At 32.4% G+C, this 23,165-nt stretch carries 22 protein-coding genes and 2 tRNA genes; 14 read left to right on the top strand and 10 right to left on the bottom strand.

The features are described from left to right. The first annotated feature begins 84 nt into the window (after positions 1 to 84). The 6 genes from M890_RS0110340 to M890_RS16475 all read left to right on the top strand — a co-directional run bounded on the left by M890_RS0110340 (position 85) and on the right by M890_RS16475 (position 6,045). Positions 85 to 831: an electron transfer flavoprotein subunit beta/FixA family protein gene (locus M890_RS0110340; protein WP_028283469.1), complete on the top strand. Its 747-nt coding sequence runs from the start codon at positions 85 to 87 to the stop codon at positions 829 to 831. A gap of 29 nt (positions 832 to 860) precedes the next feature. Continuing rightward, a complete protein-coding gene (locus tag M890_RS0110335) occupies positions 861 to 1,823 on the top strand; it encodes an electron transfer flavoprotein subunit alpha/FixB family protein (protein ID WP_028283468.1) in 963 nt (320 codons plus the stop codon). A gap of 114 nt (positions 1,824 to 1,937) precedes the next feature. After that, positions 1,938 to 2,546, top strand: coding sequence for a bifunctional nuclease family protein (locus M890_RS0110330; RefSeq protein ID WP_028283467.1), 609 nt, complete (start codon positions 1,938 to 1,940; stop codon positions 2,544 to 2,546). Between the two features lie 10 nt (positions 2,547 to 2,556). Then, positions 2,557 to 4,242, top strand: a complete 1,686-nt coding sequence (locus tag M890_RS0110325) for a NupC/NupG family nucleoside CNT transporter (protein ID WP_028283466.1) — start codon at positions 2,557 to 2,559, stop codon at positions 4,240 to 4,242. A 90-nt stretch (positions 4,243 to 4,332) separates the two neighbouring features. Further along, the gene (locus M890_RS0110320; RefSeq protein ID WP_028283465.1) at positions 4,333 to 5,157 is read left to right on the top strand and encodes a thymidylate synthase; all 825 of its coding nucleotides are present in this window, start codon (positions 4,333 to 4,335) and stop codon (positions 5,155 to 5,157) included. A gap of 9 nt (positions 5,158 to 5,166) precedes the next feature. Then, a complete protein-coding gene (locus tag M890_RS16475) occupies positions 5,167 to 6,045 on the top strand; it encodes an energy transducer TonB (RefSeq protein WP_051437505.1) in 879 nt (292 codons plus the stop codon). A 27-nt stretch (positions 6,046 to 6,072) separates the two neighbouring features. Here the strand turns inward: M890_RS16475 and M890_RS0110310 are convergent, their stop codons facing one another. Beyond that, positions 6,073 to 6,369 carry an isoamylase early set domain-containing protein gene (locus M890_RS0110310; protein ID WP_028283464.1) on the bottom strand — a complete coding sequence of 99 codons (297 nt, stop codon included), beginning with the start codon at positions 6,367 to 6,369 and terminating at the stop codon, positions 6,073 to 6,075. A 262-nt stretch (positions 6,370 to 6,631) separates the two neighbouring features. Between M890_RS0110310 and M890_RS0110305 the strand changes: the two genes are divergently transcribed. The 5 genes from M890_RS0110305 (at position 6,632) to lspA (ending at position 11,002) form a co-directional block, all read left to right on the top strand. Continuing rightward, positions 6,632 to 7,543 carry a dihydrofolate reductase gene (locus tag M890_RS0110305; RefSeq protein WP_028283463.1) on the top strand — a complete coding sequence of 304 codons (912 nt, stop codon included), beginning with the start codon at positions 6,632 to 6,634 and terminating at the stop codon, positions 7,541 to 7,543. 11 nt (positions 7,544 to 7,554) lie between these two features. Then, positions 7,555 to 7,914: a hypothetical protein gene (locus tag M890_RS0110300; RefSeq protein ID WP_028283462.1), complete on the top strand. Its 360-nt coding sequence runs from the start codon at positions 7,555 to 7,557 to the stop codon at positions 7,912 to 7,914. A gap of 25 nt (positions 7,915 to 7,939) precedes the next feature. Next, on the top strand, positions 7,940 to 9,496 hold the full coding sequence (locus M890_RS0110295; protein ID WP_028283461.1) for an NAD(P)/FAD-dependent oxidoreductase: 1,557 nt from the start codon (positions 7,940 to 7,942) through the stop codon (positions 9,494 to 9,496). Positions 9,497 to 9,627: 131 nt separating this feature from the next. Then, a complete protein-coding gene (gene fabD, locus M890_RS0110290) occupies positions 9,628 to 10,527 on the top strand; it encodes an ACP S-malonyltransferase (protein ID WP_028283460.1) in 900 nt (299 codons plus the stop codon). After that, entirely contained in the window at positions 10,520 to 11,002 is a 483-nt protein-coding gene (gene lspA / locus M890_RS0110285; RefSeq protein ID WP_036597432.1) for a signal peptidase II, read from the top strand. Before fabD ends, lspA begins: the two co-directional genes overlap by 8 nt. Before the next feature lie 33 nt (positions 11,003 to 11,035). Here the strand turns inward: lspA and M890_RS0110280 are convergent, their stop codons facing one another. The 3 genes from M890_RS0110280 to M890_RS0110270 all read right to left on the bottom strand — a co-directional run bounded on the left by M890_RS0110280 (position 11,036) and on the right by M890_RS0110270 (position 13,670). Continuing rightward, a complete protein-coding gene (locus M890_RS0110280; protein WP_028283458.1) occupies positions 11,036 to 11,227 on the bottom strand; it encodes a hypothetical protein in 192 nt (63 codons plus the stop codon). A gap of 164 nt (positions 11,228 to 11,391) precedes the next feature. Further along, positions 11,392 to 12,411: a UDP-glucose 4-epimerase GalE gene (gene galE / locus M890_RS0110275; RefSeq protein ID WP_028283457.1), complete on the bottom strand. Its 1,020-nt coding sequence runs from the start codon at positions 12,409 to 12,411 to the stop codon at positions 11,392 to 11,394. Between the two features lie 101 nt (positions 12,412 to 12,512). Then, positions 12,513 to 13,670, bottom strand: coding sequence for a DegT/DnrJ/EryC1/StrS family aminotransferase (locus M890_RS0110270; protein WP_028283456.1), 1,158 nt, complete (start codon positions 13,668 to 13,670; stop codon positions 12,513 to 12,515). 120 nt (positions 13,671 to 13,790) lie between these two features. On the opposite strand from M890_RS0110270, the gene M890_RS0110265 reads away from it, so the two are divergent. Beyond that, positions 13,791 to 15,026 (top strand): 3-deoxy-D-manno-octulosonic acid transferase, encoded by a 1,236-nt coding sequence (locus tag M890_RS0110265; protein ID WP_028283455.1) that lies wholly within the window; start codon positions 13,791 to 13,793, stop codon positions 15,024 to 15,026. Between the two features lie 86 nt (positions 15,027 to 15,112). Continuing rightward, entirely contained in the window at positions 15,113 to 15,367 is a 255-nt protein-coding gene (locus M890_RS0110260) for a hypothetical protein (protein WP_028283454.1), read from the top strand. A 131-nt stretch (positions 15,368 to 15,498) separates the two neighbouring features. Here M890_RS0110260 and M890_RS0110255 read toward each other — a convergent pair. The 3 genes from M890_RS0110255 to mutS form a co-directional block, all read right to left on the bottom strand. Continuing rightward, positions 15,499 to 15,582 (bottom strand) — tRNA-Leu (locus tag M890_RS0110255). A gap of 28 nt (positions 15,583 to 15,610) precedes the next feature. Then, positions 15,611 to 15,682: transfer RNA gene (locus M890_RS0110250), tRNA-Gly, on the bottom strand. A 95-nt stretch (positions 15,683 to 15,777) separates the two neighbouring features. Then, positions 15,778 to 18,390, bottom strand: coding sequence for a DNA mismatch repair protein MutS (gene mutS, locus M890_RS0110245; RefSeq protein ID WP_028283453.1), 2,613 nt, complete (start codon positions 18,388 to 18,390; stop codon positions 15,778 to 15,780). Positions 18,391 to 18,489: 99 nt separating this feature from the next. On the opposite strand from mutS, the gene M890_RS0110240 reads away from it, so the two are divergent. Continuing rightward, the gene (locus tag M890_RS0110240) at positions 18,490 to 19,023 is read left to right on the top strand and encodes an RNA methyltransferase (RefSeq protein WP_028283452.1); all 534 of its coding nucleotides are present in this window, start codon (positions 18,490 to 18,492) and stop codon (positions 19,021 to 19,023) included. A 7-nt stretch (positions 19,024 to 19,030) separates the two neighbouring features. Here the strand turns inward: M890_RS0110240 and M890_RS0110235 are convergent, their stop codons facing one another. The 3 genes from M890_RS0110235 to folK form a co-directional block, all read right to left on the bottom strand. After that, entirely contained in the window at positions 19,031 to 21,376 is a 2,346-nt protein-coding gene (locus M890_RS0110235; protein ID WP_028283451.1) for a hypothetical protein, read from the bottom strand. A 123-nt stretch (positions 21,377 to 21,499) separates the two neighbouring features. After that, positions 21,500 to 21,979, bottom strand: a complete 480-nt coding sequence (locus M890_RS0110230; RefSeq protein WP_028283450.1) for a GyrI-like domain-containing protein — start codon at positions 21,977 to 21,979, stop codon at positions 21,500 to 21,502. Then, positions 21,969 to 23,105 carry a 2-amino-4-hydroxy-6-hydroxymethyldihydropteridine diphosphokinase gene (folK, locus tag M890_RS0110225; protein ID WP_028283449.1) on the bottom strand — a complete coding sequence of 379 codons (1,137 nt, stop codon included), beginning with the start codon at positions 23,103 to 23,105 and terminating at the stop codon, positions 21,969 to 21,971. The genes M890_RS0110230 and folK overlap by 11 nt, the downstream gene beginning before the upstream one ends. Positions 23,106 to 23,165: the final 60 nt, after the last annotated feature.

The raw sequence follows: 23,165 nt of genomic DNA, 5'->3' as shown, positions 1-23,165 counted from the left end.
GAAAATTTATATTAAGGTTAGACTAACTATATCGTTATAGTTAATTACATCTAACGTAACAGAACTTATAAAAAACAAAAAAATATGAAAATTTTAGTGTGTATTAGTCATGTACCAGATACGACATCAAAAATTAATTTTACAGATGGAGATTCAAAATTTGACACAAATGGAGTACAATTTGTAATTAATCCAAATGACGAATTTGGTTTAACACGTGCTATGTGGTTTAAAGAAAAGCAAGGTGCATCTGTAGATGTCGTAAATGTTGGAGGTCCTGAAACAGAACCTACTTTACGTAAAGCATTAGCTATTGGTGCAGATACTGCAATAAGAGTTAATACAGAAGCTAAAGATGGATACCAAGTCGCTAAAGAAATAGCTAAAGTTGTTAAAGATGGTGCTTATGATTTAGTAATTGCTGGTCGTGAATCTATTGATTATAATGGAGGAATGGTTCCTGGTATGATTGCAGAAATGGTTGACGCTAACTTTGTAACTAATTGTATTAGCTTAGAAGTAGATGGTACTAACGCAAAAGCTATAAGAGAAATCGATGGTGGTAAAGAAACCGTATCTACTACCTTACCTTTAGTTATTGGTGGGCAAAAAGGATTGGTTGAAGAAAGTGATTTACGTATTCCAAACATGAGAGGGATTATGCAAGCACGTCAAAAACCATTAAATGTTTTAGAACCTACAGGTGCTTCAGTTGAAACAGCTTCTGTTAAGTTTGAAAAACCAGCACCTAAAGGCGCTGTAACTTTAGTGTCACCAGATAATTTAGATGAATTAATTAACTTACTTCACAACGAAGCTAAAGTCATTTAATCAGTTATTAATCTTAAAACAAAAAAAACATGTCAGTTTTAGTATATACAGAATCAGAAAACGGAACCTTTAAAAAAACAGCTTTTGAAGTTGCATCTTACGCCAAAGCAGTAGCTGACCAATTAGGTACGACAGTTACAGCTGTTGCAGTTAATGCCAATGATGTTTCAGAATTAGGAAAATACGGAGTAGATAAAGTGTTAAAAGTATCTGATGCTACTTTAAATAATTTTAATGCAAAATCATATGCTTCGGCAATTGCTCAAGCAGCAAAAAACGAAGGGACTAAAGTTGTAATATTAAGTCAAAGTGCAGATAGTAAATATTTAGCACCTATATTATCTGTAGGTTTAGAAGCAGGATATGCCTCTAACGTTATGGAATTACCAACCTCAACATCTCCCTTTACAGTAAAACGTACAGCTTTTACAAATAAGGCATTCAATTTAACAACAATTGATACAGATGTTAAAATTGTTGGTGTATCTAACAATTCTTTTGGATTGGTAGAAAACAATGGTGCAGCTACAGCTGAAGATTTTGCGCCTAGCCTACCTGCTTCAGGTGTAACTGTTGAGTCTGTTGATAAAGCAACAGATAAAGTTACCATAGCTGATGCAGAAATTGTAGTATCTGCAGGACGTGGAATGAAAGGACCAGAAAACTGGGGAATGATTGAAGAGTTAGCAGATGTTTTAGGTGCAGCAACAGCTTGCTCTAAACCAGTATCTGATTTAGGATGGAGACCTCATAGTGAACACGTTGGACAAACAGGAAAACCTGTAGCGTCTAACCTATATATTGCAATCGGAATCTCTGGAGCAATACAACACTTAGCTGGTATTAATGCCTCAAAAGTAAAAGTTGTAGTAAATACAGATCCAGAAGCACCTTTCTTTAAAGCAGCAGATTATGGTGTTGTTGGAGATGCTTTTGAAGTTGTACCACAACTAATTGAAAAATTAAAAGCGTTTAAAGCAGCAAACGCATAATTTTTTATAAATTTAAGTTCTATTAACAAAGGACTGTTTAAATTATGTACAAAAAACTGCGTAATGTAGTTTGGTAAAGTCCTAATTTAAGCAGTTCTTTGCTTTTTAAATACTATGAGTTTAGTCCGATTAAATATAAAAGGTATATCGTATAGCCAAACACAAAATGGCGCTTACGCACTAATTTTAAACGAATTAGATGGCGACCGAAAACTACCTATTGTTATTGGTGCTTTTGAAGCGCAATCCATTGCTATAGCCTTAGAAAAAGAAATACGACCACCAAGACCATTAACCCACGATTTATTTAAAAACTTTTCTGACCGATTTGATATTGTTGTCAAACAAGTAATTATTCATAAATTGGTGGATGGTGTCTTCTACTCCTCTTTAATTTGCGAACGCGATAATATTGAAGAAATAATTGATGCCAGAACCAGTGATGCAATAGCTTTAGCTTTACGTTTTGATGCGCCAATTTTTACTTATAAAAACATATTAGACAAAGCTGGAATTTACTTAAAAGTAGATCCAACTAAAGAAGAAGATCCTGACAACATTTTAATTGAAGACATCCTTAACGAGGATATAGAACTAGAACCTTCTCAAGACGATTATTTTTCCAAAACAGTAGAAGAATTACACAATCTACTAGACGAAGCTGTAACTAACGAAGATTACGAAAAAGCAGCTAAAATAAGAGACGAAATCTCTAAACGATAATTCCTTTACAATGAAACATTTTGCACTTGCTATTGTAGCGACCCTAATAAGTATTACATCTATTTTTGCTCAGGATATTGAAAAAGATTGGCAACTCGAAGCAAGCAAAACCAAACTAGACTCAACTAGCTTCCTTTCTAAAAATGACATCTTAACACTTAAAGACGGTATTTTTAAACACAACAATTTATCAGGAGATTACTTGTTTCAAAAAAATGTTTTAGTGTTTTATTATGACACACCTTCAGATGTCTCAAAACGTCTTAAAGTCCAAACATTAACAGATTCAACCTTAATCTTTAAAGAAAATAAAAACATATATTCTTTTAAAATAAAAGAAAAAACAGCTGCTCAATTAGCGGTTTCAGAAGCTAATAAAATAATACCAAGCAAAGGTTTTTCTTTTAATAGTTTATGGAGAGGAGCCTTAGGGATGGTAGCCCTAATTTTTATCTCGTTTTTATTTAGTAGTAACCGTAAAGCAATCGATTGGAAAATTGTTGGTATAGGATTAGCCTTCCAACTATTAATAGCTATTGGTGTTTTAAAAGTTGAATTTATTAAAACTGCTTTCGAGTTTGTAGGTGGTTTATTTATAAGTGTATTAGATTTTACTAGAGCAGGTAGCAAGTTTTTATTTGAAGGCTTAGTGGTAGACATGGATACCTTTGGATTTATTTTTGCTTTTCAAGTATTACCAACAATCATTTTCTTCTCTGCATTAACATCATTATTATTTTATTTAGGGATAATCCAACGTGTAGTAAAAGCTATGGCTTGGTTATTATCTAAAGCACTTAAAATATCTGGTGCAGAAAGCTTAAGCGTAGCGGGAAATATCTTTTTAGGTCAAACCGAAGCACCTTTACTTATAAAAGCATACCTAGAAAAAATGACTAAATCAGAAATGCTTTTAGTTATGATTGGTGGTATGGCAACCGTTGCAGGAGCAGTACTTGCTGCTTATATTGGGTTTTTAGGAGGTGATGATGAAGCTTTAAGATTATTTTATGCTAAGCACTTATTAGCAGCATCTGTAATGGCAGCTCCAGGAGCAATTGTAATCTCAAAAATACTATTTCCACAAACAGAAGAAGTAAACACAGACGTAGAAGTATCTCAAGACAAAATAGGATCTAACATATTAGACGCGATAGCAAACGGAACTACAGAAGGATTAAAACTTGCTGTTAACGTTGGCGCAATGCTATTAGTATTTGTTGCATTTATAGCTATGGTAAACGGTATTTTAGGATGGGTTGGAGATGTTACAACACTAAATGACTGGGTAGAAAATAACACAAGCTATAAAGCATTATCACTAGAACTTATTTTGGGTTACATATTTGCACCATTAATGTGGTTAATTGGTGTTGCTAAAACAGATATGGCACTTATGGGACAGCTATTAGGTATTAAGTTAGCTGCTAGTGAATTTGTTGGATACATCCAATTAGCAGAACTAAAAGACGTAGCCAAAGCAACACATTTGACCTATGAAAAATCCATAATTATGGCAACCTATATGCTTTGTGGTTTTGCTAACTTTGCATCTATTGGTATTCAAATTGGAGGTATTGGATCATTAGCTCCAGGACAACGTAAAACGTTATCTAAATTTGGTATGAAAGCATTACTAGGTGGTACAATAGCATCTCTAATATCCGCAACCATTGCAGGTATGATTATTGGATAAAGTAGTTAATAACTTTTCATATATAATTTAGGGTTGACATTTTAATGTTAACCCTTTTTTATACTTTTAAATTCTTGAAAACTTAATAAAATGAAACAATACCACGACCTAGTACAACATATATTAGAACACGGAAACGTAAAAGGAGATCGTACAGGAACAGGCACAAAAAGTGTTTTTGGCTATCAAATGCGTTTTGATTTAAGTGAAGGTTTTCCAATGGTAACCACTAAAAAATTGCATTTAAAATCCATTATTTATGAGTTATTATGGTTTTTAAAAGGCGATACAAACATTAAGTATTTAACAGATAATGGAGTTAAAATATGGAATGATTGGGCTGATGAAAACGGAGATTTAGGACCTGTTTATGGACACCAATGGAGAAATTGGAATAGTGATGAAATTGACCAAATTAAAGATGTTATACATAGCTTAAAACACAATCCAGATAGTAGACGCATGTTAGTCTCGGCTTGGAATCCTTCAGTATTACCAGACAACTCAAAAAGTTTTTCAGAAAACGTTGCCAACGGTAAAGCTGCATTACCACCTTGTCATGCTTTCTTTCAGTTTTATGTAGCAGATGGTAAGCTTTCGTGTCAATTATACCAACGTAGTGCTGATACTTTTTTAGGTGTTCCTTTTAATATTGCTTCTTATGCTTTATTTACTATGATGATGGCTCAAGTTTGTGGTTATGAAGCAGGTGATTTTATTCACACCTTTGGAGATGCACATATTTATAGCAATCATTTTGAACAATTAGAATTACAACTTTCTAGAGACATAAGACCATTACCAACAATGAAAATTAACCCTGATGTTAAAGATATTTTTGACTTTAAATTTGAAGATTTCACCTTAGAAAATTATAATCCACATCCACACATAAAAGGTGCTGTAGCAGTATAAATCTATCAAATGAAATATATCTATTTATGGTTATTTTTATTTTCAAGTTTTGCATTTAGCCAATCAAAACCTGAATATAATCGCGAAAAAGCAATATTCCCTGGTTGCCAGAGTGCAGAGGATTTAGAGTTATGTTTTGAAAATAAGGTTTTACAATTCATAGATTCTTCATTAACAAAAAGTATAAAAACTAAAATAATTCGTTATTCAAAAAAAGATACACTAGACCTATCTGCCAATATATTTTTTAATGAAGAAGGAGATTTAATAAAAAAAATGTCTGGATTTCAAATTTATATGGACAGTTTAAAAAATGAATTAAATTATCTTGAGGATAGCTTTCCTAAAGTATTACCTGTATTAGACAAATATGATAATGGAGTTGCCGATTATAAAAATCTACTCCTAGGTTTTAAAATAAATAGAGCAGATAGTACCATTATACCAATAAAAAACTACATACCTAAAGATGTTCCGTTTTCTTTAGTAGAACAAGTACCTGTATATCCAGGTTGCGCTCCAAGTTTACTCCAAGAAGCAGCAAGAAAATGTATGAGCAATGCTATTGGTAAACATGTGCTACAAAATTTTAATACTAACTTAGCATCTACACTTAATTTGCCTTCTGGAGTTATCAGAATATATGTTGGTTTTAAGATAGACAAAAAAGGCAAAGTTGTAGACATCTTAACTAGAGCGCCACATCCTGCTTTAGAAAAAGAAGCAAAAAGGGTAATAAATCTTTTACCTCAACTAGAATCACCAGGAATGCAAAAAGGTAAGGCAGTAAACGTTCCTTACGGTTTGCCAATAACCTTTAACATTGCAGAAACAGCTGCTCAGAGAAAAGAACGTAAAAGGCTTAAACGCATAAAAAGGAAAGAATAATTGTAGACCAATTTAGTAATTTAAGCCTTATAACTTTATAACACTATTATCTGTAGCTGCATAATCACTCCATACATAAGCGTCTGCCTCCACTTCGTTTTCCCATTGTCCATCAACAACATATTTAAACTCGTAAGCTTGACCAGCTTTTAGATTTACAGTCCCTTTAAATGTTCCGTTTTTTAACTTTTTTAATGGTTCTACTTCTGTATTCCATTCATTCCAATTACCTGCAACAGTAACTTGCTTTGCTCCTGCTGCTGGAACAGTAAAAGTGACTTTACAAATTGGTTTACTTTTCAAAAATTGTTTCTTAACAGCCATAATATTAATGTTTTAAAGCTTTAAAATTAGACAAGATTTTTTCAGTCATCAACATAAAATTTAAATAATTTTAAACTTTTATGAGATTATTAAAATTAAAGCTTAAAATCACTATTTTTATTAAATTAAGGGTAATAAATTATTAATAATAACAACACAAAATTTATCATAAATAACTGATAATCAAACTAAATCGATTTCGTTTATAAATTACAAAATCAAATCTCATAAAATCATTAACTTTACATTATAATAGTAAGATATGTTTGGATTAAAGAAAAAAGAAAAACCTCAAATAGATAAAGAGCAATTAGAATTAATTAAAAATGCACAACGCAGAATTAAGCAAAAAAAACGCCTCTATGCGCATTTTGTTATTTTCTTAATTGGAGCTGTTTTTTTAATTGTAGCTAATACAGTTTTAGGGATAGGTAAAGACACTAAGTTTTTTGGCATCAATTGGTTTGTATTTGCCATAATGGCTTGGCTATTCTTCTTTTTATATCATTTATTTAGCGTTTTTGTGACCTCTAAATTTATGGGTAAAGATTGGGAAGAACAACAATTGGCTAAACTTGTAAACAAACAAAAAGTTAGAATTGAAAAATTAAAACTACAAGTTGAGAAAGAAGATTTAACACTTGCAAAAAGTGAAGTCTTCAAAGCACAACAAACTAAAGCAAATAAAAATCTAACCATGATTGTTGCAGCTGGAGAAAATAATGAAATTGGTAAAAACAACGACCTAATTTGGCACTTACGGGATGATTTAAAACGCTTTAAAGCTTTAACATCTGGCCATCATATAATTATGGGTCGAAAGACATTTGAGAGCTTTCCTAAGCCACTACCAAATCGCACACATATTGTAATTTCAAGACAATTAGACTATCAAGTACCAGAAGGTGTTTTAGTTGTTAATAATTTAGAAGACGCTGTTGCTTTAGCTAAAAATGATGCACAACCCTTTATAATTGGTGGAGGAGAAATTTACAAACTAGCCATGCCTTATGCCTCTAAAATTGAACTGACTCGAGTACATTCTAATTTTGACGCAGACACCTTTTTTCCTAAAATAGATATGACCCAATGGAAAGAAACCGCTAATACTTTTCATAAAAAAGATGAAAACCATGAATTTGAATTTTCTTTTTTAACTTTTGAGAGAAAATAATTTCCTTTAAAATGAATATCATTTTAGTGTTGTTAACAGGTTTTCTAGTAGTGGCTATTTTTGATGCTATTGGAGCAATTTTGTCAAGAGTCTTAAACTTTAATTACGCTATACTAACTATTGGATCAATAATAATTTATGGCCTCGTCGCTATATATTCTGCCAAAGTCAGTAACACAATTACAGGAATAATGTCTTGTGGAATACTTGGTGTTTTTGATGCCATATTTGGCTCTTTAATATCAAAAAAATTAAAAGCTAAAATTCCAAAAATTGAAGGTGTAGATTTTGAGATTTCTCACAAATTAATCATTTCAATGTTCTTTTTTGGTTGCTTAATTGGACTAATTACACTAAATATATTTGGATAGATTATATTTTGCCTAATTTTGCAGCATGGTAAAAGACATTCAACTTCGTGTTTCTTTAAAAGAAGAAGAAATTCCGGATATTTTAATTAAAAAATCTGCGGAGTGGCTATCCATATCTAGAGATGACATTACAGGTATTAAAGTACTACGTAAGTCAATTGATGCCAGAAAGCCTAAAATAATATTAAACTACAAAGTATCGGTTTACATAAAAGAACCCGTTCCGGAAACTTCAGATTATACGTTTAACTATAAGGATGTCTCAAAAGCAAAACCAATTCATATCATTGGATTTGGTCCAGCTGGTATGTGGGCAGCTTTGCGCTGTATAGAGTTAGGTTTTAAACCAATTGTATTGGAACGTGGTGCAAACGTAAAAGATAGACGTCGTGACCTAAAAGCTATTAATCAGGACCATTTTGTAAATGAAGATTCTAATTATTGCTTTGGAGAAGGTGGAGCAGGAACCTATAGTGATGGTAAATTATATACACGTAGTTTAAAACGTGGTGATGTACGACGTATTTTTGAAAATCTTGTATACCATGGTGCAACAGATCAAATTTTGGTTGATGCGCATCCACATATTGGGACCAATAAACTTCCTAAAGTTGTTCAAAACATTAGAGAGAATATAATAAAGTTTGGAGGCGAAATTCATTTTAATACGCGTGTTACAGATTTTACCATTAAGAATAACAAAATTGAAGCTATACAACTTCAAAATGGCGAAGAGTTAATTACAGACAAAGTAATTTTAGCCACAGGACATTCTGCACGTGATATTTTTAAATTATTACACGATAAAAATATTGCAATCGAAGCAAAATCTTTTGCAATGGGTGTTAGAGCAGAACATCCACAACACATCATAGACAGTATACAATACCATTGTGAAGGTCCAAGACCAGAGCTATTACCTGCAGCCTCCTATAGTTTGGTGCAGCAAGTTAATGGACGTGGCGTTTACAGCTTTTGTATGTGTCCAGGTGGTTTTATTGTTCCTGCAGCAACTGCCAACGGAGAAGTTGTTGTTAACGGGATGTCACCTTCTAGACGAAACAATAAATTTGCAAATTCTGGAATAGTTGTAGAAATTAATGCGGAACGTGACCTAAAAAAATACGAACACTTTGGTGCTTTAAAAGCTTTAGAATTTCAAAAGGATTTAGAAAAACTAGCCTTTACTGCAGGAGGACGTAGCCAAGTTGCTCCAGCACAACGCATGACCGATTTTGTAGAAGGTAAGTTATCTAACACTTTAAATGAAACCTCTTATCAACCAGGTTTAAACAGTGCACCACTGCATAGTTTATTTCCTAAATTAATCGGAGCGTCTTTAAGAAAAGGCTTTAAAGCTTTTGGTGATAAAATGAAAGGTTATTATACTGAAGAAGCTAATATAATTGGTGTGGAATCACGCACCTCTTCTCCTGTTAGTATTCCTAGAAACGAAAATTTAGCTCATCCAGAAATTACAAATTTATATCCATGTGGAGAAGGTGGTGGTTATGCAGGAGGAATTATAAGTGCTGCAATGGATGGAGAGCGTTGTGCAGAAGCTGCAACAGGCAAACTGTAAGTCCTTTTTAAACAGTAAATACCACAACTTTTTTAAGTAAAAACTATTACTATTTTGACAACAAGTCTTAATAATAGTCTTGCTTCTTATAAAAATTTTATTCTTATTTTTGTCTTTAAATTAAGAAATCAATGAAAGCATATATATTTCCTGGTCAAGGTGCCCAATTTACTGGAATGGGTCTTGATTTATACGAAAACTCACCAGAAGCTCAACATTTATTTGAAGATGCAAATGCCATTTTAGGCTTTAACATTACAGATATAATGTTTGAAGGTACTGCTGAACAGTTAAAAGAAACTAACGTTACACAACCTGCTATATTTTTACACTCTGTTATTTTAGCTAAAACTTTAGGCGACAGTTTTAAACCAGAAATGGTGGCAGGACATAGTTTAGGAGAATTTTCGGCATTAGTAGCTGCTGGAGCATTAAGCTTTGAAGATGGTTTAAAATTAGTATCACAACGTGCACAAGCTATGCAAAAAGCGTGCGAATTACAACCTAGTACTATGGCTGCAGTTTTAGGCTTAGAAGATAAAGTTGTAGAAGATATTTGTGCGCAAATTGATGGTGTTGTTGTGGCAGCAAACTACAATTGTCCAGGACAATTAGTAATCTCTGGAGAAGTTGGTGCTGTAGAACGTGCTTGCGAAGCGTTAAAAGAAGCTGGAGCAAGACGTGCGTTAATGCTTCCTGTTGGAGGAGCGTTTCACTCGCCAATGATGGAACCTGCAAGAGAAGAACTAGCAGCAGCTATTGAAAACACAACGTTTAGCAAACCAAATTGCCCAATTTACCAAAATGTAACTGCAACAGCAATTACAGATGAAAACGAAATAAAAGCAAATTTAATATCTCAATTAACAGCTCCTGTACGTTGGACACAATCTGTACAACAAATGATTAAAGATGGTGCTACTTTATTTACAGAGGTTGGTCCTGGAAAAGTACTTCAAGGTCTAGTTAAAAAAATAGATAGAGAAGCCCAAACAGAATCTGCAACTCTAGAAACTAAGACTGATGAGTAGTAGAAACATACTAATACTTGGCTTAGTAGTCTTTAATATTATTTTAGATCAAGTCTCTAAATTTATTGTTAGAGCAGATGTAATTGCTGGATCTGAAACTGAAATTTTTGGTCAATATTTTACACTTCATAATGTAGAAAATAAAGGCGCCTTTTTAGGTATGGGAAGTGACTTTAGCCCTACCCTAAGAATTGCCTTATTATTAGTTTTACCTATCATTGTTTTAGCATTAGTCCTAAGACATATTATTAAAGATAAAACAATTAACACCATGACCTTAGTAGGATTTTGTTGTATTGTTGGTGGTGGATTAGCTAATGTTTATGACAGAGTTGTATATGGGTCTGTTACAGATTTTTTACACATCGATTTAGGAAGCGTATTTAGAACTGGAATATTTAACCTAGCAGACGTATCTGTTATGGTTGGTATGGGTTGCCTAATTGTAGGTAGTTTTAAAAACAAAAAAGCATAAAAAAAAGCCTCGAAATTTTCGAGGCTTTTTTATTTATCTAGCTAAATTACAATCTCTGCAATCTTTTACTTCTCCGTAGTACGTTTCACGATATTTATGAAGCGTTTTAACTGGTATGCCTAACACTTGTTTTTTAATATAAGTTACTTTGGCATTTAATCGTCCCATTTTAGGAGCAAATCTGTTTTCTTGTCTTGTCTGACGTTTTACTGTAATCAATTTCATTATTTTATCATTTGCATTAGCTTACAAAGTAAAACATAATAATTACCAACGACGAATCCTAACTACTAAAATATTGTTAATCAGAATATTAATGTGAAATCTCTAAAAATTGAGTCTAATAACTAAGAGATTATCAACCATAAGCCTTTCTAATTTAGGATATACTAATCCTGTTTTATGGTATTTTGCCACTTCCAAGCTGATAAAATAGCATCTTCTAAATTATATTCTGCTTTCCATCCTAAAATGTTATTTGCTTTTGTTGTATCTGCAAAAGCAGACACTACATCTCCTGGACGCCTGCCTACTATTTTATAATTTAGTTTGGTGTTTGATACTTTTTCAAATGCTTTTATAACTTCTAAAACTGTACTACCTTGTCCTGTACCTATATTAAATACTTCAAAATTGGATTGATTTTCGTTATTTAACAACCTTTGTAAAGCAACAACATGTGCTTTGGCTGTATCAACAACATGAATGTAATCTCTAACACAGGTTCCGTCTATGGTTGGATAATCGTTACCAAAAACAGACAATTGAGCACGCTTACCAATTGCTGTTTGCGTTATATAGGGTATTAGATTTTGAGGTACACCAATAGGTAACTCGCCTATTTTTGAAGACTCATGTGCTCCTATGGGATTAAAATATCTTAATGCGATACTTTTTAATTTAGGATAAACTTGACAAGTATCCTTTATAATTTCTTCTCCGATTTGTTTTGTATTACCATAAGGTGATTGTGCGACTTTAATTGGTGCTGTTTCTGATATAGGCATGGTATCTGCTTGACCATAAACAGTGCATGAAGAACTGAAAATAAAATTAGATGTTTTTAGTTTGGTTAATTCTTGTAAAACATAAACTAGGGTATTTATATTGTTCTCATAATATAATAATGGATTAACAACACTCTCTCCTACTGCTTTACTTGCTGCAAAATGAATAACCCCTTGTATGTCTTGGTGCGATTTAAAAAAGTTTTGCACTGCTGCCTTATTTTTTAAATCAAGTTTTTCAAAAATTGGTGGCTGTCCTGTTATAGCTACAATCCCTTCTAACACGTCTAAAGTAGTGTTGGAAAGATTATCTATGATTACAACTTGATAGCCTTTTTTTTGAAGCTGAACAACTGTATGTGACCCTATAAAGCCTAAACCTCCTGTAACTAATATCTTCATTTGCTGATGCGTGCGTTAGGGATAGAAACGGTATCCTTTTTTTGCTGCCATATATGGCAAAAAAAGATTTTAGTGGATAGCCCGACCCTTGTGGTAACGTCCTAATTATTTGCTATAAAATCTTTAACTGTTTTTGTTATAAAGTCAATTTGATCATCTTCCAACTCGGTATGCATTGGTAATGAAATTACTTCTTTTATTAATTGATTGGTTACTTTAAAATCGGCTTCGTTATATCTTGTGTCGCGATATGCTTTTTGAGCGTGTAATGGTATTGGGTAATATACACCACATGGGATTCCGTTCTCGTTTAAATGCTTTACTAAAGCGTCTCTGTCTACATTTTTTACTTTTAATGTATATTGGTGAAACACGTGACAGTTACAGGTGTCACAAATACCTTCGCATCCATTTACTGTTTTTGGTGTAATTATATTTTTTACGTCTTTAAATGCTGCGTTATATTTTCTAGCTGCATTACGTCTTGCATTATTATAACTGTCTAATTTAGGTAATTTAGCATCTAATACTGCTGCTTGTATTGAGTCTAAACGTGAGTTTACACCTACTACATCGTGGTGATAACGCTCATACATTCCGTGATTTACAATCCCTCTAATGGTGTGTGCTAAATCATCATCGTTTGTAAAAATCGCTCCTCCATCTCCATAGCAACCTAAGTTTTTGGATGGAAAAAATGAAGTTGATGCAACATGTCCAATGGTTCCAGATTTTGCTTTAGTACCATCAGCATAAGTGTAATCTGCACCAATACCTTGAGCATTATCTTCTATTACATATAAATTATGCTGCTTAGCTAAATCCATTAACGCTTCCATATTGGCGCACTGACCAAATAAATGCACAGGTACAATCGCTTTGGTTTTTGGTGTAATGGCTTTTTTAACAGCCTCTATGTCTATATTAAAAGTTTCTGGATCTACATCTACTAATACAGGAGTTAGCTTTAATAAAGCAATAACCTCCACGGTTGCTGCAAAGGTAAAGTCTGCAGTAATAACCTCGTCGCCTTGTTCTAAACCTAATCCCATCATTGCTATTTGTAAAGCATCTGTCCCGTTTGCACACGGAATAACATGTTTTACACCTAAGTAGTTTTCTAGGTTTTTTTGAAACTCGTGTACTTTAGGTCCATTAACAAAAGTTGTATTATCAATAATTTCTTGTATTGAAGAATCAACAACATTTTTTATAGCTGCATATTGACCTTTTAAGTCAACCATTTGTATTTTTTTCATCTCTGTATATGTGGTAAACTAACTTGAGTAACTTAGTTTTACTTTTAATTTATAATTATCGAATTTACAAAAATACCAAACGCTAAGCAATGAATTGTTTATTTTAGCAAAAATAGATACGTGAATTTACTTTATAATATAACAATACAACTAGCCTCTGTAGTTTTAAAACTTTTAAGTTTATTTAATAATAAGCTTAAATTAGGTGTTGATGGTCGCGCATTAACTTTTAATAAACTTGATCAATTTTTAAATAAAGGTGATAAAACTTTATGGTTTCATTGTGCCTCCTTAGGCGAATACGAGCAAGGTTTACCCATTTTTACAGAATTAAGAAAGGATTATCCAAATCATAAAATTGTACTCTCTTTTTTTTCACCCTCAGGTTACGAAATAAGAAAAAACGCACCCTTTGCAGATCTTGTGGTTTACTTACCCTTAGACACAAAAAATAATGCCAAGCGTTTTATTAATCTTGTAAATCCTGAATTAACCGTATTTGTTAAATATGAAATTTGGCCTAATTACTTAAATGAAATTAAAAGTAGAGGACTAAGAGCCATATTAATATCGGCAGTGTTTAGAAAAGACCAATCTTTTTTTAAATGGTATGGTAGCCAAACTAAAAAGGCTTTATTTGCTTTTGAACACATATTTACACAAAATGAAACCTCTAAAAAACTATTAGAGTCTATAAATTACACCAACGCAACTATATCTGGTGACACAAGATTTGATCGTGTTTCAAACCAATTAAACACAGATAATAATTTAGATTTCATAAAAGTATTTAAAGACAATAAACTTTGTATCGTTGTAGGAAGTTCTTGGCCTGAAGACGAATCGCTAATTATTGAGTTTATAAATAATTACGTAGGAATACCTATAAAGTTTATTATTGCACCACATAACATCAAGTCTAAACAAATAGAAAACATACAGACTAATTTAAAAAAGCCTTCTATTTTATTTACCCAAAAAGAAAAGAAGGATTTAAGCCAATACGATGTTTTTATATTAGATACCATAGGACTACTAAGTAAAGCCTACAGCTATGCAGATATAGCTTATGTAGGAGGAGCAATGGGGAATACTGGCTTACATAACATACTAGAACCTGCTGTTTTTGGAGTTCCAATAATTATTGGAAAAAACTACCAAAAATTTCCCGAAGCTTTTGATATGATAAAAAATAAAGGTGTTAAATCAGTTTCTAATATTACAGAGTTAAGCACAGAATTAAATAGCTTGATAAATGATCCAGAGTCAAGACTAACTACTGGCAATCAAAACGCGGACTTTATCAAAAAAAACGAAGGAGCTGTAATCCAAATCATGCAGTATTTACGTAAATAAAGTACTATGTATCATAACCATAATTCTTTATTAACTAAATTAATTATTAAGTTTGATAACATATTAAACACTAAAAACAATAACTAATGAAAAAATTACTATTAAGTGCTGTTCTTGTATCAGCAATTACTTTTACATCTTGTAGAGAAGAGGATAAAAATAACGCAGAACAAGCAGGAGACGCTATTGAGAATGCTGCTGAAGAGACTGGAGAAGCAGTTGAAGGCGGATTTGAAGCTACTGGAAAAGCAATAGATAATGCTGTAAATGAAACTAAAGAAGCTGGAGAATCTGTTAAAGATGCAGTAAATGAAGTTTCCGACGATTTGAAAAAAGATTAATTCTTTTTAAGACTTATCAAAATAAAAAACCTTATCAATTGATAAGGTTTTTTTTGTTTTAAACGGACTTGGTTTCAACTTTTATAAATGAAAAAACCTCTTGAAAATCATATGATTAACAAGAGGTCTAGTACTCGGGACGGGACTTGAACCCGTACGTCCTAATGGACATTGGATTTTAAGTCCAACGTGTCTACCAATTCCACCACCCGAGCGAAGGAATATTTTAAGGAAAATTCTCAGAGCGAAAGACGGGATTTGAACCCGCGACCCCCACCTTGGCAAGGTGATGCTCTACCCCTGAGCTACTTTCGCAGTCTTTAAATGAACGTGCAATATCGTATTGCGGTTGCAAATTTAGTACTTTTATACAAAGTACAAAGCTTTTTTTGAAAAAAATTTAAAAAAATTTATACTTGCTTCTTTTTCACCAACATACGTTTTATCTCATTTAGTTTCATTAAAGCTTCAACTGGTGTTAAGGTGTCAATATCGATATGTAGGATCTCTTCTTTTATGTTTTCAAGCAATGGATCGTCTAAATTAAAGAAACTTAATTGCATTTCATCTTGCATAGATTTTACTTTATCTGTCAACTCCTCGCTTGAATGACTTTTTTCCAGCTTTTTTAAAATCTGATTAGCGCGTCTTAGCACTTGTTGTGGCATTCCAGCCATTTTTGCTACGTGTATACCAAAACTATGTTCGCTACCACCTTCTACTAGCTTACGCAGAAATAGTACATTGTCTTTTAACTCCTTAACAGATACATTAAAGTTTTTAATACGCTCAAAGGTCTCTGTCATTTCATTTAACTCATGGTAGTGGGTTGCGAATAACGTTTTAGGTTTTGCAGGATGCTCGTGTAAATATTCACTAATTGCCCAAGCAATAGAGATTCCGTCATAGGTACTTGTTCCTCTTCCAATTTCGTCTAACAAGACTAAACTACGATCTGATATATTATTTAAGATTGATGCTGTTTCATTCATCTCTACCATAAACGTAGATTCTCCCATCGAGATGTTATCACTTGCTCCAACACGAGTAAATATTTTATCGACCACACCTATTCTAGCTTCTTTTGCAGGTACAAAACTTCCTATCTGAGCCAATAACACTATTAAAGCTGTTTGGCGTAAAATAGCTGACTTACCAGACATGTTTGGTCCAGTAATCATTATTATTTGTTGTGTGTCTCTATCCAAAAACACATTATTTGCTATATAAGGCTCACCTATTGGCAATTGCTTTTCAATTACTGGATGACGTCCATCAACGATGTCTAAATCGTGAGAATCATCTAAAGCAGGATATACATAGTTATTATCTGAAGCCAATTGTGCAAATCCACATAAGCAATCAATTTTAGCTATTAAATACGCGTTTTGCTGTACAGGTTTTATATATTGGTTCATCCATTGCACTAAATCTGCAAATAACTTTTGCTCAATAGCCATGATGCGTTCTTCAGCTCCAAGAATTTTAGATTCGTATTCTTTAAGTTCTTCAGTAATGTAACGTTCTGCATTTACTAAAGTTTGTTTACGAATCCATTCTTCCGGAACTTTATCTTTATGTGTGTTTCTAACTTCTATATAATAACCAAAAACATTGTTAGATGCTATTTTAAGAGACGTTATACCTGTACGCTCGCTTTCGCGTTGTAACATTTTATCTAAATAATCTTTTCCTGAAGTTGACAATGCTCTAAGCTCATCTAATTCGGATGAAAATCCAGCAGCTATTGAGCTTCCTTTTAAAATATTTACAGGTGCTTCTTCGTTTAAAGTCTCTTTTATTTTTTCGCGAAGCACGTTACAACTTTGTAAATTATCACCAATAACTTTAAGGGACTCGTTATCGCAATTAGATGACAGCTCCTTAATAGGAATTATAGCTTCTAACGAATTTTTAAGTTGAATAACCTCTCTAGGACTTACTTTTTGCGTTGCTATTTTAGAAATCAAACGTTCTAAATCGCCTATTAGTTTTATATGATGCTGAATCTTATCCAAAACAACACCTTCAGTTTTTAAAAAAGAGACGACTTCGTGACGTTGCTTGATTTGATCTATTTGCTTTAAAGGCAATGCTAGCCAACGCTTAAGCAATCGTCCTCCCATTGGAGAAATAGTTTTATCAATAATATTTAATAACGTGACTGCATTGTTGTTTGTAGAGTTGTATAGCTCTAGGTTTCGGATGGTAAAACGGTCCATCCAGACATAATCGTCTTCTGCAATACGCGAAATTGAAGAAATGTGCTCTAGCTTGTTGTGCTGTGTTTCGGCTAAATAATGAAGTATCGAACCTGAAGCTATAATACCTTCATTTAAGTTTTCAACCCCAAATCCTTTTAAAGATTTAGTGTCAAAATGTTTTAATAATGTTTCGTTTGCATAATCTGGTTGATAGACCCAATCCTCTAAATTAAAGGTATGGAAATCGGCTCCAAAATAGTCTGTAAATTTATTTCGCTTAGGTTTTGCAACTAATACTTCACTTGGACTAAAATTTTGAAGTAGCTTATCTATATACTCTTGATTTCCTTGTGAGGTTAAAAACTCACCTGTAGATATATCTAAAAACGAAATCCCAATATTAACCTTACCAAAGTAAACTGAACATAAAAAGTTATTTGTTTTGGATTGTAACACCTCATCATTTAGCGCAACTCCTGGCGTTACCAATTCGGTTACACCACGCTTAACGATATTTTTGGTTTGCTTAGGGTCCTCTAATTGGTCACAAATAGCAACACGCTCTCCTGATTTTACTAATTTAGGCAAATAGGTATTTATAGAGTGATGCGGAAAACCTGCCAGCTCTGTCTCGCTATCACTTCCTGCACCTCGTTTAGTTAAAGTAATACCTAAAATACCTGCTGCCTTTATAGCATCTTCGCCAAAGGTTTCGTAAAAATCACCTACTCTAAATAATAACATGGCATCAGGATACTTAGCCTTGATGGCATTGTATTGCTTCATTAACGGAGTGACTTTTTTGCTTTTTGTTGCCAAAGGATATACGTTTTTATTAAGTTTGCAATGTAACTAAATATTGATTTTTTAAGAAGTCTATTTAAGTTTAGTTATTGATAATTATTCACAATTATTTTGATGAGAAAACTAAAAAATAGCGAATTAGACAGATTAAGTATAGACGACTTTAAATCTGCAAAAAAAACACCAATAATTATTGTTTTAGACAATATTAGAAGCCTAAATAATATTGGTAGTGTATTTAGAACTAGTGATGCCTTTTTAGTTGAAAAAATATACCTATGCGGAATCACTGCAACACCACCACACAAAGACATACATAAAACAGCTTTAGGGAGTACAGACACTGTAGCTTGGGAATATATTGAAAATACGATGGATTTAATCGAAAAATTGAAATCTGAGAATGTCACTATTTGTGCTATCGAACAAGCTGAAAATGCCACCATGTTAGACGACTTTAAAGTCGAAACCAATAAAAAGTATGCTTTGGTTTTTGGTAATGAAGTTAAAGGTGTTGCACAAGATGTAGTTAGTGCAAGCGATTTTGTTATTGAAATCCCTCAGTTTGGGACCAAACACTCGCTTAACATTAGTGTTAGTTGCGGTGTTGTTACTTGGGATATTTTCTCTAAGATAAAAGCCTTATAAACGTAGCTTAATTAATCAACATATCCTTTAAAAATTTTATTTCGCTTATTAAATCTCCATTATCGGAAAACCCTTGTATGGAAAGCAAATAATTTGTTTCTAGACTATCGTTTATTTTAAAAACCGATTGTCCTTTGCTATCTGTTACAATTATAGGCTTCCAATCCACCTCTTGCTCTAAATTATCTGTAGTATTAATATACTTAGGAGTATAATAGGATTTTGCTTTGTCAAATCCTGATTCAAAAAAATGTTTTCGGAATAATTCCTTTACACTATTTTTATAATTTTCTGTAGTAAACACATGAAAAATCGTAATTTTTGGCTCTCTTCTAAAAGCTATATCACTAATATCTTCCATCCGGATTTGCAATGCATTAGGCAAACTATAAGTATCCATCCCTTTACCATCCACTTTTAAAAACGCTTCTAAACCTCTAGCAATCAGATAGGTTTCCACACCTCTCCAACTGACCAAACTAGCAGCTTCTGTAGCTTTTAAATATTCAAATAAGGTTAGATTTTTGTTATAATAGTGTTCCGGAATCTCCATTGGGTCATAAAACATTATGCTGTCTTCGTATTCTCTATATTTTTTCATAAAAGCCCTACTATCTAACCTCATCTTATTAGCCTTGCTAGATTTAAGCTTAACAGTGTCTAAATAAGTTGAACTAGTATATATATAACCCAAATCATTATTTTCAAGATTTGTTTTATAAAAATCATCTACCACTAAAGGCGCTCCATTATTTTTATTAAAATAAAAGCTATTTAAACTATTAGCCAGCTTTGGAACACTATCAAAATACATGTTAAGAGGCTTGACTAATTCTTCACCATTGCGAATAAAACTTATTTTTATTGAATCCCCTTTGTACGCTATTAAATTTTTAAATTTAAAATTAAGCTTACTATTTAAATACGTTTTAGCCACAATTTGATTGTCATCAGAAAGCAAAACCAAATTATTTGATTTTAAAGGACTTACTGTACCTGTTAGACTAAAACCAGATTCAAAATCATAACTATATTTAGGATTGTTATAATCCACAAACGCTTTGGTCGTATACTGCGACCAACCTTGAGTCAATAATAACAAATCAATCTTTCTAGTTTTATCTTTTGTGTTTTTATCAAAATAAGTTGCTGGATTTTCTACATAACCTTTAACATAAGGTGATAGCAAAAAAGCACTTTGTATTGTTGTATAAGGTTTATATTCTGTATCAGATTTTAGCACTGATATACTTAAGTTACTTTTTATATTTAAGTCTTTTAACTTAAGTTGATATATAATAGAATCTTGAAGAACATTTAATTTTTCAATTTCGATTGTTGAATATTTTTCCGGCTTATACACAAAAAACTGTCGTTCCAATATTGGCTTATTATTTTCAAAAACAGTAACTGTATTTACGCCATTAAATAAGGACTTTTTATTTAACTCTAAGACTACAGGCAAACTATCTTTAATTGCTATCTCAACAAAATCAAATATTTTATTTTTTTGATGAAATAACAACGTGTACTTAGGATGATTGGCTTTTACAGTTGTGCGATTAGATTGAAGTTTTACACTAACAACATCTTTATTTGACGTGTTAACCATGACCGAAACTCCTTGTTTATTAGCCTCAGGAATCATCACTTTAATAATAGTGTCTTTTATAAAAAATTCGGCTATATAAGACTCAGTAGATTTATACTTAAACCTAACACTACCCATCCCTAAATGGTCATCATTAAAAGTGGTGATTTCTTTTTGATTTGAATCTAAAATGCGACCACTAAATGCAATGCTTTTACCATTAACCAATGCCTTAAGCCCTATTGTATTGTTCACATCCTCTAGAAGATAACCGCCTTCCGGAAATACCTGAGCGTCGTAAACAGTTTGCTTTAATGTATTTGGTTTAGGTTTTAGGATAGTTCCTTTGATAAAAATCTTAGAAACAAATGTATTAGCCTCTCCAAAATTTTTCATGTAATTAGTATGGGCTTGGATAAAGTAAAACCCTTCTGGCAAATCTTGATAAAACTGAAATTGCCCAACACCAACACCATCTGTGATTAAAACATTTTTAGTTTCTAAAAGAATACCATTATCCGTAAATAAACTTACATATAATACAGATGTTTGCACTGAAGGCTTATTATAAGTATCCGAAACATAGGCTTTAAACCAAATCACATCTTCAGCAGAATAGCTGGTTTTATTAGTATGCACATACACTTTTTCAAAAAGTAATTGGTCTTTTTGCAAGGCTGCAACAACAGAATCCAAAGTATTACTTTGTGCGAATGCAAGTTGCGTAATAAAAATAAAAACAAACCTTAGATTATATTTCATTTTGATTGATTGATTGATTGATTGATTGCCAATCAAATTACACAAAATCAATGAAATAAATACTAATACTTAGAAAATAAAAATTGAACTAGAACGTAAAAGCGCTACCATAACCAATAACCTTTATATAATTGGCACCCAAATTTCCTCTTCAACTTCAGGATTTGAAGGATGGTAATCTTCCGGAAGTTTTTCAAAATGTGGTCTATCGTCTAAGTTGTAACCAGACTTAGGCAACCAAGTAGTGTGTATGTATTGCCAAGCCTTAAAAAAACCATCCGGTTTACCCTTATAATTAAATACAGCATACTGACCTGTTGGTATTGTTAAAACTTCCATATCACTTGGTAAAGCTTTAGCATTTGACACCTCAACGCCTATCCACTTTTCAAATAATGTATTAGGAGACATTTTACTGTAATCAAATTGATCATAGATCTGAATTGAAAATTTTTCTGACCCAACACGGTTTACAATATGGTTGCGATTTGGCATAAACTGTTTAGCCAACTTCGCAGTTCCTGGACCATTAGTTGTAAAAGATAAATTTGCTTTTAATCCAACTATAACAATAGGCTTAGTGTTAATAATTTTAGGCGTCATCGTTACATATTTGTTTTAAAAGCCATAAATAATCTGCCCTATGTTTAACAAAATCTTTATCTGAGATGTCAATAATTTTAACATTAAATTCGGTTTGACTTTTCAAAAACTCTAAATAACCTGCATTAATTTTTTCCAGATAATCATCTTCAATTTCACTTTCGTACTTACGACCTCGTTTTTTTATATTAGCTTGTAAACGCTCTGTATTTTGGTATAAATAGACATACAAATCTGGTTTTGCAATGTCTTTGTACATCAAGTAAAATAATTTACGATACAGCTTAAACTCGTCTGGTTGCAGTGTTATTTTAGAAAAAATCAAAGATTTAAAGACATCATAATCGCTAACAATAAAATCTTTAAACAAGTCTAATTGTCCTAAGTCGTCTGTTATTTGCTGGTAACGATCTGCAAGAAAAGACATTTCTAAAGTAAAGGCGTAACGTTGTGGTTCTTTATAAAATTTTGGCAAAAAAGGATTATCTGCAAAACGCTCTAACACTAACTTAGCATTAAAATCTGAAGCTATTTGTGTGGACAAGCTGGTTTTACCTGCACCAATATTACCTTCAATAGCGATATAATTATGTTTAGAAAAGTCAAATTGCTTATTAGGATTTTTCAACCAAATTTTAATTTGCTCTAATTCATTAGTATCATCACATGTAGCTAACAAATCATCAACAGACTGTTTTAGTTTAGGATGGATAAAGTTGCCAGCAATTAACTGTAAAGGCTCCAATACAAAACGACGTTTATGAGCTTCGGGATGTGGAATTATTAAATTTTTGTCTTCAATAATTTCATCTTCAAAAAAGATAATATCTAAATCTATTATCCTAGACTCATACCCTTCTGTTTGTTTTGGCGTACGTCCTAATTTTTTTTCAATTTGCAATAAAACACTCAATACCTTTTTAGGTTTAAGCCTTGTTTTTACTGCAATACATGTGTTTAAAAAATCATCACCTTCAAAGCCATAGGCTTTACTTTGATAGACTTTTGCTATACTAACAATACTACCAACTTCTGTAAACACAGCGTCTATAGCGTTTTGTAAGTTTTTAAACTTATCGCCTTTATTACTGCCTAATGCTATATATACTGTTTTAATCTCCTGCATAATTTCTTCAGCAAAATAACTAAAAGAAATTCACTTAGTTCTTATCTTTATCAAATCTGT

The sequence above is a fragment of the Olleya marilimosa CAM030 genome (assembly GCF_000518485.1).
Taxonomy (GTDB): Bacteria; Bacteroidota; Bacteroidia; order Flavobacteriales; family Flavobacteriaceae; genus Olleya; species Olleya marilimosa.
The sequence above is the reverse complement of the archived record's forward strand: the minus strand, read 5'-3'. Positions and strand labels throughout refer to the sequence as shown.